The 17,746-nt window shown below is 40.0% G+C and carries 20 protein-coding genes; 8 read left to right on the forward strand and 12 right to left on the reverse strand.

The genetic code is table 11. From position 1 onward, the window contains the following. Nucleotide 1 precedes the first annotated feature (1 nt). Complete coding sequence (locus tag ACFX4N_RS13640; protein ID WP_013058502.1) at nucleotides 2–202, reverse strand: cold-shock protein; 201 nt, start codon at nucleotides 200–202, stop codon at nucleotides 2–4. Between the two features lie 480 nt (nucleotides 203–682). Here ACFX4N_RS13640 and ACFX4N_RS13645 point away from each other — a divergent pair, with 480 nt between their 5' ends. Next, entirely contained in the window at nucleotides 683–1,357 is a 675-nt protein-coding gene (locus ACFX4N_RS13645) for a hypothetical protein (RefSeq protein ID WP_057273815.1), read from the forward strand. Nucleotides 1,358–1,397: 40 nt separating this feature from the next. On the opposite strand, the gene ACFX4N_RS13650 is transcribed toward ACFX4N_RS13645, so the two are convergent. The 3 genes from ACFX4N_RS13650 to ACFX4N_RS13660 form a co-directional block, all read right to left on the reverse strand. Continuing rightward, nucleotides 1,398–1,511, reverse strand: a complete 114-nt coding sequence (locus tag ACFX4N_RS13650; RefSeq protein ID WP_013058504.1) for a YjcZ family sporulation protein — start codon at nucleotides 1,509–1,511, stop codon at nucleotides 1,398–1,400. A gap of 373 nt (nucleotides 1,512–1,884) precedes the next feature. Beyond that, on the reverse strand, nucleotides 1,885–3,273 hold the full coding sequence (locus ACFX4N_RS13655) for an amino acid permease (protein ID WP_013058506.1): 1,389 nt from the start codon (nucleotides 3,271–3,273) through the stop codon (nucleotides 1,885–1,887). A 39-nt stretch (nucleotides 3,274–3,312) separates the two neighbouring features. Beyond that, complete coding sequence (locus tag ACFX4N_RS13660; protein ID WP_013058507.1) at nucleotides 3,313–4,707, reverse strand: amino acid permease; 1,395 nt, start codon at nucleotides 4,705–4,707, stop codon at nucleotides 3,313–3,315. 531 nt (nucleotides 4,708–5,238) lie between these two features. Between ACFX4N_RS13660 and pruA the strand changes: the two genes are divergently transcribed. The 3 genes from pruA (at nucleotide 5,239) to ACFX4N_RS13675 (ending at nucleotide 8,772) form a co-directional block, all read left to right on the forward strand. Further along, the gene (gene pruA / locus ACFX4N_RS13665; protein WP_013058508.1) at nucleotides 5,239–6,807 is read left to right on the forward strand and encodes an L-glutamate gamma-semialdehyde dehydrogenase; all 1,569 of its coding nucleotides are present in this window, start codon (nucleotides 5,239–5,241) and stop codon (nucleotides 6,805–6,807) included. Nucleotides 6,808–6,879: 72 nt separating this feature from the next. Beyond that, nucleotides 6,880–7,794 (forward strand): proline dehydrogenase family protein, encoded by a 915-nt coding sequence (locus ACFX4N_RS13670; RefSeq protein WP_013058509.1) that lies wholly within the window; start codon nucleotides 6,880–6,882, stop codon nucleotides 7,792–7,794. Between the two features lie 174 nt (nucleotides 7,795–7,968). Continuing rightward, the gene (locus ACFX4N_RS13675; protein WP_063672484.1) at nucleotides 7,969–8,772 is read left to right on the forward strand and encodes a YwqG family protein; all 804 of its coding nucleotides are present in this window, start codon (nucleotides 7,969–7,971) and stop codon (nucleotides 8,770–8,772) included. Nucleotides 8,773–8,831: 59 nt separating this feature from the next. Here the strand turns inward: ACFX4N_RS13675 and ACFX4N_RS13680 are convergent, their stop codons facing one another. Next, nucleotides 8,832–9,359, reverse strand: coding sequence for a YcxB family protein (locus ACFX4N_RS13680; protein ID WP_013058511.1), 528 nt, complete (start codon nucleotides 9,357–9,359; stop codon nucleotides 8,832–8,834). A gap of 172 nt (nucleotides 9,360–9,531) precedes the next feature. Between ACFX4N_RS13680 and ACFX4N_RS13685 the strand changes: the two genes are divergently transcribed. Then, nucleotides 9,532–9,918, forward strand: coding sequence for a VOC family protein (locus ACFX4N_RS13685; protein ID WP_013058512.1), 387 nt, complete (start codon nucleotides 9,532–9,534; stop codon nucleotides 9,916–9,918). Nucleotides 9,919–9,944: 26 nt separating this feature from the next. Here ACFX4N_RS13685 and ACFX4N_RS13690 read toward each other — a convergent pair whose 3' ends face one another. Next, nucleotides 9,945–10,097, reverse strand: coding sequence for a hypothetical protein (locus ACFX4N_RS13690; RefSeq protein WP_192100124.1), 153 nt, complete (start codon nucleotides 10,095–10,097; stop codon nucleotides 9,945–9,947). A 190-nt stretch (nucleotides 10,098–10,287) separates the two neighbouring features. Between ACFX4N_RS13690 and spoIIP the strand changes: the two genes are divergently transcribed. Continuing rightward, a complete protein-coding gene (spoIIP, locus tag ACFX4N_RS13695) occupies nucleotides 10,288–11,472 on the forward strand; it encodes a stage II sporulation protein P (RefSeq protein WP_057273819.1) in 1,185 nt (394 codons plus the stop codon). Nucleotides 11,473–11,496: 24 nt separating this feature from the next. Here spoIIP and ACFX4N_RS13700 read toward each other — a convergent pair whose 3' ends face one another. The 6 genes from ACFX4N_RS13700 to pgaC form a co-directional block, all read right to left on the reverse strand. Then, on the reverse strand, nucleotides 11,497–11,646 hold the full coding sequence (locus ACFX4N_RS13700) for a hypothetical protein (protein ID WP_013058515.1): 150 nt from the start codon (nucleotides 11,644–11,646) through the stop codon (nucleotides 11,497–11,499). Between the two features lie 83 nt (nucleotides 11,647–11,729). Continuing rightward, the gene (locus tag ACFX4N_RS13705; protein WP_057273820.1) at nucleotides 11,730–13,445 is read right to left on the reverse strand and encodes a putative bifunctional diguanylate cyclase/phosphodiesterase; all 1,716 of its coding nucleotides are present in this window, start codon (nucleotides 13,443–13,445) and stop codon (nucleotides 11,730–11,732) included. Between the two features lie 278 nt (nucleotides 13,446–13,723). Continuing rightward, nucleotides 13,724–13,945, reverse strand: a complete 222-nt coding sequence (locus ACFX4N_RS13710) for a hypothetical protein (RefSeq protein ID WP_082611766.1) — start codon at nucleotides 13,943–13,945, stop codon at nucleotides 13,724–13,726. Between the two features lie 127 nt (nucleotides 13,946–14,072). Further along, nucleotides 14,073–14,939, reverse strand: a complete 867-nt coding sequence (locus ACFX4N_RS13715) for a polysaccharide deacetylase family protein (protein ID WP_057273821.1) — start codon at nucleotides 14,937–14,939, stop codon at nucleotides 14,073–14,075. After that, complete coding sequence (gene pgaD, locus ACFX4N_RS13720) at nucleotides 14,936–15,397, reverse strand: poly-beta-1,6-N-acetyl-D-glucosamine biosynthesis protein PgaD (protein WP_057273822.1); 462 nt, start codon at nucleotides 15,395–15,397, stop codon at nucleotides 14,936–14,938. Before pgaD ends, ACFX4N_RS13715 begins: the two co-directional genes overlap by 4 nt. Further along, nucleotides 15,355–16,611 carry a poly-beta-1,6-N-acetyl-D-glucosamine synthase gene (gene pgaC, locus ACFX4N_RS13725; protein WP_377261596.1) on the reverse strand — a complete coding sequence of 419 codons (1,257 nt, stop codon included), beginning with the start codon at nucleotides 16,609–16,611 and terminating at the stop codon, nucleotides 15,355–15,357. Before pgaC ends, pgaD begins: the two co-directional genes overlap by 43 nt. Nucleotides 16,612–16,905: 294 nt before the next feature. Between pgaC and ACFX4N_RS13730 the strand changes: the two genes are divergently transcribed. Next, complete coding sequence (locus ACFX4N_RS13730) at nucleotides 16,906–17,439, forward strand: ferritin (RefSeq protein WP_057273824.1); 534 nt, start codon at nucleotides 16,906–16,908, stop codon at nucleotides 17,437–17,439. 22 nt (nucleotides 17,440–17,461) lie between these two features. Continuing rightward, nucleotides 17,462–17,662 (forward strand): hypothetical protein, encoded by a 201-nt coding sequence (locus ACFX4N_RS13735; RefSeq protein ID WP_137738906.1) that lies wholly within the window; start codon nucleotides 17,462–17,464, stop codon nucleotides 17,660–17,662. Nucleotides 17,663–17,746: the final 84 nt, after the last annotated feature.

The following is a 17,746-nucleotide window of genomic DNA, read 5'->3' on the forward strand; positions in this document are numbered from 1 at the left end:
ATTATGCTTTTACAACGTTAGCAGCTTGTGCACCGCGTTGACCTTGCTCGATGTCGAAAGTCACTTTTTGACCTTCATCTAAAGATTTGAATCCGTCGCCTTGAATTGCGCTGAAATGTACGAATACATCTTCTCCGCCTTCAATTTCGATGAAACCGAAACCTTTTTCTGCATTAAACCATTTTACTGTACCTTCAGTCATACTATTTCCTCCAGTGGTGGAATTACTCCACGCATATATTACTACCCTTGCTCAATCGTACTATTTCCAGATAAAAATTTCTATTGAAGAATATTTCTCTTCTTTCAATTTCATACCGAACAAAAATAATTAACCTTAGTGTAACATATCAATTTAGAAATAGCAAGTTTCTGTTCTAAGACAGACTTTATACTAATTACGTATCTGCTAAAAGCCTACGGGCAGCTTTGAGGATACCAACATATCTGGATTGTGATGCGGCATAAGGTTTTTTCATTCAGCAATATGTATCATCTCCACAAAAATAAATATTTTATATCCTGCTTTCTAAGAACTATGCCACTTATAAATGGACATGCACATTTTTTATCAATTTACTTTCTACTCTCTTTCCACCCACGCAATAAAATAACCATTAATTACAAAAAAAGATAATAATAGTATATAATGATACGTGATTTATAGCTAAGGAGGAACAACATGATTCGTGAACGATCACTTTTGATAAAAGGACTCACCTTTTTACTAGCTGTTTTTATTTTAAACATCCCTTTTCCTAACTCAACGCCGCTCAGTCATTCTGTCTTTTCTTTTTTAGGTCTTCCCATCTATGGAGATGAAGAAACAATGACGGGAATTCAATATGCTAGCAATGCATGGGGAATTATACTTTTACTTGGTCTTTTTGCCCTTTACAAAAGTTTAAATCGTCATCGTTTAAAACTAACGATTTTAGCTGCGTTTATTGTCATATCGGGTCCTGGTCATATGGTTGAAGCGATGCAAAAAACCGTATTACCAGGTATGTATGTCGTTTCTTACGATGCTGAAAACAGCAACTGCACATTCGAGACTAATAAAAGAGAAACCATATTAACGGGAAACTGCAAGCTTTCCTTTGAAAATAACCGTTCAAAGCCTGTTACGTTTGAAGTAGCAATCGATAAGCGCGCTTTTTTTGAAGATGAACAGCCTTTTTTACAAATGATGAATAAGCCTAAACTTCATACCGTTACGCTAGAATCAAAGGGGTATCAAACTGTAGAAATTACTTCATCTATCAAAGTAGCTGATTTACCCTCTGAACTCTATATCGGGGAAATGAACGGCTTTCACGTCAAAATTTATCAAAACGGGAAAAAGCGTTATTTATAAGCATAGAAAAAGCCCTTATAGGGCTTTTGAAATGAGTGAATTACCAGCCAAAGCCTCCGCCGTAGCAGCTGCAGCCGATGATCACTAATAAAATAAATAATACAACTAATAAAGCAAAACCAGATCCATGACCATATCCAGCGTTTCCAGACATACGAACACTTCCTTTTCTTTAGTTACTCTTTCCTCAAGAAAAACGCCGTTTGCATTTCGCTTGAGTTGGATTATCTTATGCCTGAACACGCCGTTTTGACTCTGGTTTTTTCTTTTTTCTTTTTCCTTCTTGCCATGCACCTCATTATTAAAAGAAGAAAACAGCCTAAGAAAAGCGCTGACTTCGGTTCTTCTCCTCTGTCCAAAAGAGATTAAGGCATAACGAAATCAATCCAATCTAAAGACGAACAAATGAGATACATGAGCTGAAACTTACGTTCACCATACCAATAAAAAAATCCGAACGCGTTACATTCATCGTTCGGATCTTCTCCTTAAACTAAAATGCTTTATAGCCTCTCTTACAAAATCATTTATTTCACTAGCTTACGTCTTTCAGAAGACCGTACTTCCGCACGCTTTCCGATACCTAGTACATAGTAGCTCAGTACGACAATAGCTAAAAAGATAATGCCGACAATCAGCGATATGCGCGTTTCATCATTAAACCACATGCCTACAAGCACCATAAGTAAAAACGCAATGGTTACGTAGTTCGTCACAGGAGCAAAAGGCATTTTAAATGGATGTTGATCCATCGCCGCTCCTTTTGCTTTTCGAAAACGAATTTGACTGATGAGAATCACAAACCACGGAATCATACCTGGAAGCACGCTCGCACTGTACACGTACACAAAAACGTTTGGCGGTGCAATATAATTTAAGACAACGCCCGCCGCTAAGCCAATCATCACCGCAACGGTACTATAAATAGGCACACCGTTTCGAGAAACCTTTGTAAAAAAGGCTGGAGCCTGACCGTTTATACCTAGCGTGTAAAGCATACGTCCTGCACTGAAAATTCCGCTGTTGCATCCAGACATTGCTGCTGTGATGACAACAAAGTTAATAATGCCCGCCGCTGCTGTAATTCCTACTTTAGCAAACGTAGAAACAAACGGACTGCCGAGTGAATCCAGCTCGTTCCACGGATACACCGTTACAATCACAAAGATGGCGCCGATATAAAAAATTAAAATACGCCAAATTAAGCTTTGAATTGCACTTGTTAACGTTTTTTTAGGATCTTTTGCTTCTCCTGCTGTAATTCCAATAAGCTCTACTCCTTGATAGGCAGCAATAACAAGCGACAGGGCAAAGAAAAAGCCTGACCATCCGCCTGTAAAGAAACCGCCGTTTGCCCACAAATTCGACAGCCCAAGCGCTTCGCCGCCGTTTCCAAGACCGAAGAAAATAAGGCCAAGACCAGCAATAATCATGAGAACAATCGTAACAATTTTAATCATTGCAAACCAAAACTCAAACTCTCCAAAAGATTTCACTGAAATTAAATTGGCCCCACCGAGAATGACCATGGCGACAATTCCGGGAACCCACGCCGGTAAATGAGGGAACCAGTACTGCATATAAGCTCCGACTGCAATAATTTCTGCCATGCCGACAATCACCCATTGAAACCAGTTGCTCCAAGCCGTGATATAGCCAGCTAACGGGTGAATATATTTATGACCAAATGTCGCAAACGAACCCGTACTTGGCTCTAAATAGAGCATCTCACCCATTGCACGCATAATAAAGAAAATAAAAACGCCGCAAATAGCATACGCAAGCAGGACGGATGGCCCCGTCCATTTAATGGTGCTTGCTGAACCCATGAATAACCCTACCCCAATGGTTCCTCCAAGAGCAATCATTTGGATATGACGAGATTCAAGCCCTCTTTTTAACTCTTTGTTTGCCAATTTACTTCCTCCTAGCCCTCGTGATGATTTTCTCTTCTATTAAGAAATTCTTTTATTCCCCTGTCCTGATAGGGAACTATCATCTTTTTTCTTTTTCATAAAGAAGTACGAACATACCACAAATACAGCAATCAGCAGCGTGAGATAAAACTGAGTGCGAAGTGAATCAATAAATGCCATCGCAATAAAGATGCTTGTGATCGCCGCAATCGTTCCATACGTTAAATAAGGAAACAGCCACATTCTGATTTTTAATGCTTCCGGCTTTTCTTTTTCGTATTTCTTTCTCATGCGAAGCTGTGAAAAAGCAATAACAAGGTACACAAGAAGCGCTACGCCTCCCGATGCGTTTACTAAAAATAAAAAGATTTTATCAGGTGAAAGATAGTTAAAACCAACGCTGATGTAAGAAATCACGGTACATCCTACAATGGCATTAAACGGAATGCCTTTTTTATTCACTTTTAAAAACATGCGCGGCGCGTCTCCTTTTTGCGCCATTGAGTACAGCATACGAGAACTCGTGTATAGACCTGAATTTAAGCAAGAAAGAACGGCAGTCAGTACGATAAAGTTCATAATTTGAGCCGCTGCCGGAACGTTTACCAGCTCTAATATCGAAACGAACGGACTTTTCATCAAGCTTGAAGAATCCCACGGAAGAATGGTCACTAAAATTAAAATCGATCCAAGATAAAAAATTAAAATACGATAAATAACGGTATTTGTTGCGATGGTGATCGCTCGCTCAGGCTGAGCCGATTCTCCAGCGGCTGTTGCAACAATTTCTGTCCCCATAAAAGAAAACATGACAATCGCCACTCCTAAAAAGACGGAGCTGATTCCATTTGGAAGAAATCCTCCTCTATGAAGAAGGTTCGACGCTCCCGGAGACTCTACTCCCGGTATTAAACCGAGGATGATCGCTCCTCCTAAAAGTAAAAACAGTACTAAACTAACTACTTTAATAAGCGAAAACCAGTATTCAAATTCACCAAATGATTTAACAGAGTATAAGTTCGTTAAAGTTAGTAAAAACGTCAGGATCAGACTCACGCCCCAAGACGGTAAAGACGGAAACCAATATTGAATAATCGTTGAACCCGCAATCGCTTCAACTGCAATAACAATTACCCAGAAAAACCAGTACAGCCAGCCGATTGTGTAGCCAGCCCACGGTCCAAGCGCTTCTCTAGCATATGTGGCGAACGAGCCGCTTGAAGGATTAGCCGTAGACATTTCCCCCAGCATTCGCATAACTAAAATCACCAGCAAACCGGCAAACGCGTACGAAAAAATGGAACCAGGACCCGCTGCGTTAATGAGCGATCCGCTTCCAATGAACAAACCGGCACCAATGATTCCCCCTAAAGAAATCATGGTTATGTGTCGAATTTTTAATTCTTTTTTTAACTCAGGCGGTTGATGACTCATGTTAAAATCCTCCTTATAGGAACCGTCATTTAAAGAATTACACGTTCTTCGCATCGCGCGTTAAATATGTAAGCCCTTACAATAATGTGGACAAATAACTGCCGTTTTCCTACCCTCCTTTTATCTGTACATTCAAATGAAGCCTTCACTTGACGAAAAAGATAGCTTCATTCGACAAAAATTACTTTTCGAATTATATGATAATTTATATTGAACAACTTTGTCTATTGTTTTTTTGAAAGGAAGATCATTTTAATTTACTAACGATAAACTCTTTCCCCTATCGTAATTCTTTACTTCAAAACATCTTTTCTTATATTTTACCAACACTCCTTTCTTTTCGTTTTGTTCAAAATCACTATAAAAGCCATAGATTCATTGGTTCTTTAAACAAAAGTGTTTATTTTTAAATTTTTTGAACATTTTTGTTAAAAAACTATGTACAAAACGAGAATAAGATGATTATAATACAGGTATAGGGTGTTGGAATATTAATTATGTTGCAAATTTTCTAAAAAAGGGGTAATGAAAATGAACACAATGAATATCAACGAAATCAAACAATACAAACACGAGCCTTTCACAGACTTTACGATTGCAGAAAACAAAGATGCATTTGAATCTGCATTAGAACTTGTACAATCAGAGCTTGGCAAGGACTATCCTCTTGTAATTGGCGGAGAATTAATTACAACAGAAGATCAAATTCAGTCCATTAACCCAGCAAATAAAGCAGAAATTATCGGCCGCGTGTCAAAAGCAGATCAAGACTTGGCTGAAAAAGCAATGCAAGCAGCACTTTCTACCTTTAATACGTGGAAAAAAGAAGCGCCGGAAGCACGAGCAGATATTCTTTTCCGCGCAGCGGACATCATTCGCCGCCGCAAGCATGAATTTTCAGCTTACCTTGTGAAAGAAGCAGGAAAACCGTGGAAAGAAGCAGATGCTGATACAGCAGAAGCAATTGACTTCCTTGAATACTACGCTCGCCAAATGGTGCAGCTAAAAGACGGTGCGCCTGTTGAGAGCCGCGAAGGTGAAGAAAATAAATTTAACTACATTCCGCTTGGTGTCGGGGTTATTATTTCACCGTTTAACTTCCCGTTAGCGATCATGGCAGGAACAGCTGCAGCAGCAATCGTAGCAGGAAATACAGTTCTATTAAAACCGGCTAACAACACACCGGTTATCGCAGCAAAATTTGTAGAAGTAATGAAAGAAGCTGGCCTTCCAGACGGCGTACTGAACTACGTGCCGGGAAGCGGAAGCGAAATTGGCGACTATTTAGTAGATCATCCAAAAACACGCTTCGTTTCATTTACAGGTTCGCGTGAAGTAGGCTGCCGCATCTATGAACGCGCAGCAAAAGTACAGCCTGGTCAAATCTGGCTAAAACGCGTTATTGCTGAAATGGGCGGTAAAGACACGGTCGTTGTAGATAAAGATGCTGATTTAGATTTAGCTGCTTCTTCTATTGTGTATTCAGCATTTGGCTTCTCTGGACAAAAGTGTTCAGCAGGCTCTCGTGCAGTTGTTCACCAAGACGTATACGATATCGTTCTTGAAAAAGCAGTTGCGCTGACAAAAACATTAACAATGGGCAGTCCTGAAGATGTGAACACGTATATGGGACCTGTTATTGATCAGGCTTCTTTCAACAAAATTACAAAGTACATTGAAATCGGTAAAGAAGAAGGCCGTTTAATGACGGGCGGAGAAGCAGATGATTCAAAAGGCTACTTCATTCAGCCTACGATCATTGCAGATGTAGATGAAAAAGCACGTTTAATGCAAGAAGAAATCTTCGGCCCAGTCGTAGCATTCTGCAAAGCGCGCGACTTCGATCATATGATGGAAATTGCGAACAACACAGACTACGGCTTAACAGGTGCCCTTCTTTCAAATACGCCTGAGCACATCGAACGTGCAAAAGAAGAGTTCCACGTCGGAAACCTTTACTTCAACCGCGGTTGTACAGGTGCCATCGTTGGGTACCAGCCGTTTGGCGGATTTAATATGTCAGGAACAGATTCAAAAGCTGGCGGTCCTGATTACTTGATTCTGCACCTGCAAGCAAAAACAACAAGCACAACGCTTTAATACTCAGTAGAGCAGCCCTAGGCTGCTCTATCTTAAAACAACAAGGGATTTTTTCTATAGGGGGAGATATTTATGTTAGCAGAGGTATCTAAAAATGTGTTTCTTCACGCTTCCCAAAATAAAGCGCTAAACAAAGCGGCGAAAAAATGGGGTCTTCGCTTTGGTGCAGCTCAAGTGGTAGCTGGCGACACAATTGAACATGCGATTAAAAAAGTACGGGAATTGAATGAAAAAGGACTTGTTTGTACGCTTGATCATTTAGGGGAATTTGTTTCAAGCAGAGAAGAAGCTATCGAAGCAACTCAATATAATGTCAGAACGCTGGAAGCTATGGGGCAAGCCGGTGTAACGTGCAACTTATCTGTCAAAATGACGCAGCTTGGTTTGGATATTGACCGCAGTTTTTGCGTTGAGAACATGCGCCGCATTCTTGAAACGGCGAAAAAATACGATAACTTCGTCCGAATCGACATGGAAGACTACGCCCACTGTCAAATGACACTAGATATTTTACGAGAGCTTCGCGAGACGTTTGATAATGTTGGAACGGTTATTCAAGCTTACCTGTTCCGCGCTGAACAAGACGTAAAAGAGCTAAAAGGCATTCCTCTTCGATTGGTAAAAGGCGCGTATCAAGAATCACCAACCGTGGCGTTTCAAGATAAAGCCCAAATTGACGAGAACTATATGCGAATTATTGAAGAGCACTTGCTGAGCGGAACATACACGGCTATTGCATCTCACGACCACCATATTATTGCAAAAGTAAAAGAGTTCGCTCACAAAAACAACATCCCGCGCACGCAGTTTGAATTTCAAATGCTGTACGGATTCCGCACAGACATGCAGCTTAGCCTTGCAAAAGAAGGCTATACAATGCGCGTATACGTTCCGTTTGGCAACGACTGGTTTGGCTACTTTATGCGCCGCTTAGCCGAAAGACCGCAAAACGTCGCATTTGCTTTAAAAGGATTCTTTTCTAAATAAGCAATCTATTCAGTAAGTATCATAATGAAAACGCTATCATTTCTTTGTACCCTTTGTAGATGCTTCTGCAAAGGGATTTTTTTATCCTATTTCTCTTCCCTTTCAGTATGTATTGCGATAAAATATAAATACGAACAAACGTTCTTTTTATTACAAACGAAAAGGAGAGTACATATGAATCCTCTATCAAAATTAGCACTGCCTCCTAAGCTAGAACCTTACCGAAAAGAAATCGAAAAAACATGTAAGCCTTATGTCCACATCAATACGGTCATAAACAGTCCAAAATTATATGAAAGCAAGTTTGGCGGCAACCCCTACCTTCCTCTAGAAGCGAATCATCCTCTTGATTCTCAGGGCAAGCCGATGCTGCTGATGGCACAAATCAATTTTTCTGAAGTTCCTTCCTATAAAAATATGCCCATTCAAGGCATGCTTCAATTTTTCATTTGCGGAGCTGATAATGAAAACGCCGGCGATATGTACGGACTTGACTTTGATCACCCTACGTCTCAAAAAGACTTTCGCGTCGTTTTTTACGAAAATGTAACAACCGACGAAAACAAGTTAACAACCGATTTCACATACCTAGAGGACGTTGACCGAGATATGTTCCCTATTCCTCAAGAAGTAGGCTTACAGTTTGAAATAAAAAGCGAACCTGTGTCTCCTACTGACTATCGATATAACGATATAGAATCAGATTTATTTGACGATGAAGAAATGGAAGAAATCTACTGGGATGAGCTTACGGGCGAGTATCATAAAATGGGCGGATACGCTTTTTTCACTCAAAGCGATCCTCGAGACTACGATGAAGCGCTGCGCGCATACAACGTTCTGCTTCTTCAATTCGCCATGGACGACGAAGCGAATATTATGTTTGGTGATGCGGGAGTGGCCAATTTCTTCATTAAAGAAGAAGATCTTCGCAACCGTAACTTTAGAGATGTTTTGTACAACTGGGACTGCTGTTAAAAAAAACGCCCTCTTAGAAAAGGATCTAGGAGGGCGTTTTTTCACATTATTATTACTACTCAGCCTGTTTTTCCGGCTCTTGCAGCATTCAGCGTTTCTTTAAACTGCTGTAGCGCTTTTACATCTGCAAATGCGCTTATAGGAATAACGTATCCGCTCATTGCACTAACAAGGATAAAGATATGTTCATCTGTTTCTTTAATTTGAGTGATGCTTGACCAAGGAGTCTTCACTTCTCCTTTCGAGCTTTTCTCTACCAAGCCATCTTCCGTAACCATCATAGTATACTCACCCGTCAGACTGCTGTTATCTCCTTCATTTATTACCTTTACAATGTTCTTTTTAATACTTCCGTAAAAATACTTCGGATAAAATAAAAACCACAGCACCGCAAGCAGCGCAAACGCTACGAACATGCCAAGTAAAAATTCTCCTTCAACCCACGAAACAAGCAAAGGAATAAGAAGAAAAATAAGCGACATCCATCGCTGAACTCTCAGCACTTTTTGTACTCTTTCCGAATGTTGAGCGTGATGCATGTTAAAAGCTACGTAATCATCTTTTGTTAACGTATAATGATATTCCATATTAATCTCCAATTCTCCTAAATAACAACAAAATAAAATATACCTCATTTGGTGTTATATGTATATAAAACAATAAGTTTTTCTTATAAAAAGCATCATCTTTTTGTCATTTATTTACACGTATACATCACGTAAACTTAACTAGTACTCTACTATTTAAGGAGGAATGTTTATGACTTTTACACTGACGCATATTGATCATATTCAGCTAGCTGCACCCCCGAATTCAGAAAGCGAAGCACGACACTTTTTCGGAACCGTTCTTGGCTTAACAGAAGTCAAAAAGCCGGAAAGTCTAAAAAAGCGCGGCGGCGTGTGGTTTGAATTTGGTTCTTATCAGCTGCATATTGGTGTTGAACCTACCTTTTCACCCGCAAAAAAAGCGCATCCAGGCTTTCACGTTAAAAATCTACCTGCGTTCAAAGATCATCTGACTAGCTTCGGTATTTCTTTTATAGAAGACAAAAACATTACCGGTGTCGAAAGAATTTATGTGACTGATCCTTTTGGCAACCGAATGGAGTTCTTAGAGAAAGTGAATCTCCCTTTTTCCAACTGAATGTTCGACAAAACAAGAGCTCTTATTTAAGAGCTCTTGTTTTCTTTTGGTCCTTCTTTTCGCTTTTCTTTCCACAGCATGTACAGCAACACCCCTAGCACACAAAATGCCACGCCAAACATTGTTAAAGGAAATAAAAATGTATTAATAAAATGATGATAAACCCATGAGTCGTTCATCTAACCAGCTCCAACACGCACCGTTTTTTTACAGTATGCCCTAATATAAACTTTTTTATGTGGTGTTAAATATCATGGTTTCTATCATATTTCTATTTCTTTTTAATAGAGTAAATAGTAGATACATAACATTCTCCTCTTAGAGTTCTCATCCGCTGATTTCAAAATTTTATTAGAGGAGGTTTACTCTATGAAAAACAAGTTCACTGAAAAGCCTAAAAAGCTTTTTTGGATCCTTTCTTATAAATCATTAATTATCGCTATACTATTTGTTCTCTTAACATCTGCCGCTATTTTTACCGTCACGTATTCAACTCTTCAGCATACGCTGCGCTCAAACGTTGTCTATCAAGCACTATCAAATTATAAAGCCCAAAGCTTTTTCTACTTCATGCATACGGAAAACCATCATTTCTCTCATGCCTTTGAAGAAGACTTCTCCCCGCCTCCTCTCTCTTCTGTCGCCCTGCAGCTTGCGACGAATATTCGCGTGGCAGATACAAGAAGTCTATTTGGATCAGAACTGCCCGGCTTTTCTATTTTTGATTCTCATATTCTATTAGCCGGTGAAGGAACGGATTATACCACGATTCCTCATGAATCGGCTCCTCCGCTCGAAAGCATTTCAGGCGAGCGTGATTTGGATCCTGCTGAAAGCAAAACGTACGAAGAAAGCAAAAAACAGTCTCAAACACAGGCCAAGCAAAGTACGGGAGACAAAAAAGTTGTGTACATCTACCACACGCACAGCTGGGAATCTTATTTCCCTTTACTTGGTATGCAAGGTGAAGCGAACGAAAATAAAGCCGTTGATAACAAAACCAACATCACGCTCGTTGGTCAAATGCTAGGAATGGAATTAAAAGCAGACGGAATCGGTTCGGAAGTAGATACAACTAATATGACGCAAAAGCTGAATGAAAAAGGCTGGGGTACAGGACGAGCCTATGCGATGTCTCGCAGCGTGGTGGAAACGGCTCTTCAGCAAAACAAAGACGTCGATTATTTAATTGATATTCATCGGGATTCACTGCGCCAAGAAAAAACAACGGCCGCTATCAACGGCAAATCGTACGCTAAAATGATGATTGTATTAGGTGAAGCAAACCCGAAATTTGATGAAAACGTTAAAATGGCCAAAGCGATTCATGAAAAGCTAGAGGAAAAATATCCAGGCCTTAGCCGCGGAGTATTAAGCAAAAAGAAAACAAGCGGCAATAATGGTTTATATAATCAAGACTTATCCGACCGCTCCATTTTAATTGAAGTAGGCGGCGTCGATAACAATATGGAAGAACTTACAAACACTGTCAAAGCCTTTTCAGATGTGTTCAGCGAGTATTACTGGCAAGCTGAAAAAGTGAATGCGCAGTAAATAAAAACTAGCTACCCCAGGTAGCTAGTTTTTGTTTTTATGAGAGTCACGCTTCTCCTCTTCTTCACAAGCCAAGCACACAAGCTTCCCTTCAACAACCACACCGTTTAAAAAGCCCTCTAAACAGTACACATTCTTTTGACATACTGTGCAGATTCCAACGTACTCTTTCACGAATTTCTCACTCCTTCCATACGATTAAAAACCATAAAAAAAAGCTCTATTAAAGAGCTTCTTTCCGTACATATGATTTTCCTTTAATTCAACAAACGGCTCATTTCTTCAGGAGAAAGCGGCTTATCAAATATATAGCCTTGACCGATATGACAGCCTTGTTCCGTCACAAACTGCAGCTGTTCTTCGTTTTCGATTCCTTCTGCAGTTAGATCAAAGTTAAGTTTCTTTCCCATTTGAATAATCGTTTCCACCAGCACTTTTCCGACTTCGTCTAAGTCGTCAATAAATGATTTATCAATTTTTAACGTATTAATCGGCAAGTGTTTCAGATAGCTAAGAGAAGAATAGCACGTTCCAAAATCATCCATCGCCACTTTTACCCCTAGACTCCGCAGGCGGTTTAACACTTTTTTTGATTCTTGACTGTTTTGAATAACGCTTTCAGTGATTTCAAGTTCCAGAAAGTGCGGCTCAAGGCCCGTTTTTTTCAAAATTTGTTCCATCTCCGCTACGAATCGTGAGGACTTCAGCTGAATAGGTGATACGTTCACTCCTATTTTACTCGCTTTTGAATTCAGCTCCGTCCATGCTTTCATCTGCTTACACGCTTCTTCTAACACCCACTTGCCAACTGGCACAATTAGACCCACTTCTTCTAAAATAGGCAAAAATTCATTTGGATAGACGGTACCAAATTTTGCGCTATTCCAGCGGATAAGCGCTTCCGCCCCTATCACACCAGACGTCTTTAAATCGATTAACGGCTGATAAACGAGCTGAAACTCATGTCTTTCTAGCGCATACTTTAACTCATTCTCCATGCTGATTGTTTTAATTATTCGTTCATTAGATGAAGACGAACTCATTTCATATGTGTTTCGTCCATTCCGTTTTGCTACATACATCGCAATATCTGCTTGCTTGATCAGCCGGTCGATTAGTTCATCTGCGTCTTTTGGAATAATATGCTGCTGACATTCCTTTGAAAATAGGCTGATGCCAACGCTTGTAGAGGTTAGCACTTTATCTCCGTCTATATAAAAAGGAAGCGACATTTCTTTTACAATCTGCTCGGTCATTTCTTCAATTTCCTCAACATTTTTTAGTGAATGCAGCACTAAAATGAACTCATCTCCCCCGTGCCGCGAGATAAAATCAGAGGAAGGAATACATTTTCTTAATCTTTCTGCTACGCGTCTCAGCAGCACATCGCCGTGATGATGGCCAAGCGTATCATTTATTGATTTAAAGCGGTCTAAATCCAAAAATAAAATGGCCAGCAGTTCAGGAGATTCTCGATCTAAAAGTAATTTTTTCAGCTGCTTGTTTAACCAGTAGCGATTAGGCAAATTGGTTAAAGGATCATAATAAGCCATTTGCTTAATTTTTTCTTCATATGCTTTTCGTTTTGTAATATCATTGCGAATCGATACGTACTGATACGGTTTGCCTCGTTCATCTAAAAAAGGAACAATGGTTGTATCCACCCAGTAGTACGAACCGTCTTTTGCCTTATTTTTTATTTCTCCGTGCCATACCTTACCGGATCTAATCGTGCTCCATAACTCTTTAAAAAACAAGCTTGAATGATGTTTCGAATTAATAATACGATGATCCTGACCGAGAAGCTCATGTCTTTCGTACTTAGAAATTTCACAGAATTTATCGTTCACGTGATTGATGAATCCGCGACTATCCGTAATCGCTACAATCGATGATTCATTTAACGCAAGTTCAATATCATTTAGTTTTTTCAGCGCTTCTTTAAATTTATATTCAAAATGCCTGTTTTCCATAGCCTATACACCTTTATCAAAATTTTAACGATAAAACAAAACCTATGACGAAATGATAGAGAGGAATCGTGAATAATGAATACAATTTAATCAGCAACGGACAACGAATTAATCTGTCCGATTGCCTTACATTATTAAAATAGCAAGCGTAGGATCGCTGTTTTTCCTCTTTTCACCTTCACAAACTTCTTACGCGTAGTTTGTAAAAGAATTGATAGCTCGTTTCGTTTATCCATGTCTGTTATCACAACTTTTATATGGTAACATTAAAATGATTTTTATAGAAATGAAAGTGTACTTTCTTTACTTAATTGACATACCTTTTCGTGAATAGATTGGATAAATGAGTTAGTATGGATTGTTTGAGACACCGCTGTTGATTTCCGTGCAAGGCTTCGCTTTCCGCGGGCGGCCGGTGAGCCTCCTCGTCGCTTCCGCTCCTGCGGGGTCTCACCTGTTCCGCTTTTCCCGCAGGAGTCTTTGCCTTTTCCTCCAATCAACAGCTAGAAGCAATTACATACAGTAAACCTACGTTCACCCTAACAATAAAAAAATCCGAACGATTCATCGTTCGGATCTTCCTTCGATTTAAATACTTTTGTCTCAGCTTCTTTTTCCACTTTCTTCTCATGAGCTCGTACGTGTCAGCCACGGAAGAATAAGATGTTGAAAGGTTTTGTTGTATACAACAATTCGGTTAAGATAATAAGGATCGTTGTCTTTTGTAATAAGATGCGGCGCTAGGATAGCTGCCTGGTGAAATCCAGCATCTTTCACAATCTTAGCTACGTCATCATTTGTATTGCCGTATGGATACGCAAAGTAAACCGGGTCTATTCCTAAATGGTTCTTAATCGTTTCTTTGCTTTTTCGTAAATCACGAGCAAACGCGCTGTATTTAGCAGGCGCCAGAAATAAAGGCTTGTCTCCTTCTAAACGGTGCATGTCATATGTATGAGAACCGATTGTCGCAAGGCCGCTGTCTTTCATTTCCTTTAGCTGACTCCACGAAGCCATGTTTAAATTTTGAAAATCCGTTGCCCCCACTTGTCCTGCGATTACATATAGCGTAAACGGAATGTTTTCCTTTTTTAAAATGGGAAACGCGTTTTGATAAACAGTACGGTCAATATCATCAAATGAAATCCATACGCAGCGTTTTGGAAACGTGCCTTTTTGCTGATACGTTTCAATATCTTTTGGCGTAACAAACGTAGCGTCAAGTTCCTTCAGCTTTTTTAACTGATGTTCAAAATCATTGCTGTAGACGCTGTACTCTGTCAGTTCGTCAGACTTTGTAACTGAGCTGACAATTCGATTAAACCAATTATGCTTGCGCACGCGATGATAATTTAAGCCTAAGCATCCGTTCGTCTCAAGCGCTGGCTCCACGGTCGTTGTTGCTTTCGCCTTGTCTTCCCAGTTCACTACTTTAAAGAAAATAAAGCCAACTACCGCTGCCGCAATCAAAAGAAAGAATACATATTTCTTCATGCGTGCTTCCTCTCCTCAGTATGTTTTAACGGATTAACATCAAACTCGATGTACTGTGCACGCTGAAGCTCTTGAATTTGATGCTTGGATAAAAGCTCAAGACGCTCTAAATCTTTGATACTCGTATACGCCGGCTCTTTTCGTCGGTTTAAGCTTCCAAATCTCTTTTTGTTGTAGGATCTCCATAAAAACAGAGCCAGGAAAAAGAAGCAAAAAATAACGAGTCCAATCACTAAAAACGTTCGAATTTCGCCGTTCGTCGTTTTGAACGCAATTTTTAATACCCCGCTGTAACGGTCATTTACGCCGATAACAGCTGAAAGGAAAAACCAAAGAACAATGGCACAATACAGCCAAAAAACAGATGAAATAATGATACTTATCACTAATCGAGCAAGAGGCTGTTTGGCTTGAATCATGATTTGCTCTTCGTTAAGCCGCGGTCTGGACTGCTCCATGTAGCATAGCCTCCTTTCACTCTAGATCTGATAGCGCGAGGAAATGCACTTATTACCACAACCGTATTCACAATCCAGTAAAGCGCTGGGTACCATGCAGCCCATACGTAATACCGCTTCACGTTGTCGTATTTCGAATCAATTTTCAGCGCAATAAATAGCTGAATTAAGCTCATAAACACAAGGGAAAATGACGTAAACGTAAACCAAAACAGCATGTCTTGAGGACTGCTCGCGGTAACAAGCAGCATTAGAGTCACAAACAGCCATGCGAATGACCAAAAAGTACTGATCCACTGCTCTAGGTATACAATCCAAATTCTGCGCTGCTTCCATTTTAATAACACTTTCCAGTGGCGAAGCATTACCTCTTGTCCGCCTTGAGCCCAGCGTACTCGCTGCTTCCAAATTCCTTTTAAGGTTTCGGGCACAAGCATCCAGCACAATGCCCGCGGTTCATAGCGGATATCCCAAAAGCGCTGCTGCAGCTTCCAGCTCACAGCGATATCTTCCGTAATCATGTCACGATCCCACAGCCCGACGTCCACAAGTGCTTTCTTTCGAAAAGCCACTACTACGCCTGAGACCGTCATTACTTTTCCTAAAATTCGCTGTGTTCGTTTAATAGAACCGATAATAGAAGAATACTCAACTAGCTGAATGCGACTCAGCAGTGTATTACGGTTTCGAATGCGCGGATTTCCGGTAACGGCTCCCAGCCGTTCCCCTTTATGAAGAAAATGATGGATTAGATAATACGGAGCGTCTTGATCTAAAATAGCGTCGGAATCTAAGCAGATTAAAAACTCAGCTTTAGATGCGTGTGCACCTAAATGTAACGCGTTGGCTTTTCCTTTATTTTCATAAAGCTGAATCACACGAACTTCAGGGTGATTTCTGCTGATTTCCTTTAAAATATCAGCTGTTCCATCCGTGCTTCCATCGTTAATAAGGATGATTTCTTTAGACGGATAATCTAACGCCAAAAGGTGCTTAAGCGTTTCTTCAATCGTCTCTTCTTCATTATAGCAAGGCACTAAAAAGCTCACTAACGGCCAATCAACTGTTGAAAAATCAACTTTAGGATCTCGGTCACGATAGCGTATGTAAATAAGCGTGCCTGCAATCCAAAATAAAGACATAATAAATGGATACCAGAAAACAAAGCTCGCAAGCTTTTCAAATCCAGGTATTAATACGTGTTGCATATTCATTTTTCTGACTCCTTCACACCAATTAAAATTGCACAGAGTGACAATTTTATCACTAAATTGGTTAAATAGAACATAGTAATTTTAACCATCTAAAAAAAGATACTTTTAAACTACTTTTATTCCTATATTATACAAACCTTATATGTAAGTAAGAAGCACCAATAAAGGATGGGCAAGTTACCTACTTAAAGAAGTGACATATAGTATCACTGTAGATTTCTTTCATCACGAAAAAGTGTGATGGTTGCAGCAAGTATAGTAAAGAAATCCTTTCCCTGAGGAGGAATAACAAATATGAACGAACAAATTCAAAAACTTCTCAATAACTTAATTCAACTTGAACACGTCTCTTCGACTTTATACCTAGCTATGTCTAACTATATGAATCGATTAAACTATAAAGGAATGGGCAGCTGGCTGCGTCTGCAGTCTGAAGAAGAACGCACCCATATGCTAAAACTCATCGACTACTTAGTTGACCGCGGCGGAACGGTGGAATTAAGCTCTTTGCCTGCTCAGCCAAGTGAGTTTGGGACACCGTTAGAAACGTTTCAAAAAGTACTGGAGCATGAGAAATTCGTCACGAATTCTTATCGTCAAGCGTTTCAGTTTATCAGCCAAGCGAACGACCCTCAAACTTTAGTCATCGTGCAGGACTTTTTACGAGAACAAGTCGACGAAGAAGCTCAAGCCCAAACGATTGTAGACCGCTTAAAAATCGCCCAAAATAACCCTGCAGCTATTTTTATACTCGATCAAGAACTAGGACAGCGAAAAGCTGCGCCGGCGGGCGGAGCACCAGCGGGTGGAGCAGCTGCGCAAGGTTAAAAGCGCAGAAGAGTGTAGAACAATGTGCAGAACCAATAATACGACGCCCGTTTCCTTGTTTCGAGTTGGTATTCATCACGGCTATTATGGCTATCCGCCCAATGTGTATAACGCCATTCAAAGACTTATGAATCAATATATGCATCAGTTTCACTATCATCGTCCTCAATACGTTCACGTCTACTACGTGCACCCTTCTCTTATTCATTACTACCTTCACTGAGTTAAGGAGAATAGGAATTTTGCTTCTTGAAGAAATTCACTGTTTCTCCACCCTAATTAAGGAATTCCAATCAAAAATATGGAT

This window comes from Priestia sp. YIM B13551, from assembly GCF_042787905.1.
Lineage (GTDB): Bacteria > Bacillota > Bacilli > Bacillales > Bacillaceae_H > Priestia.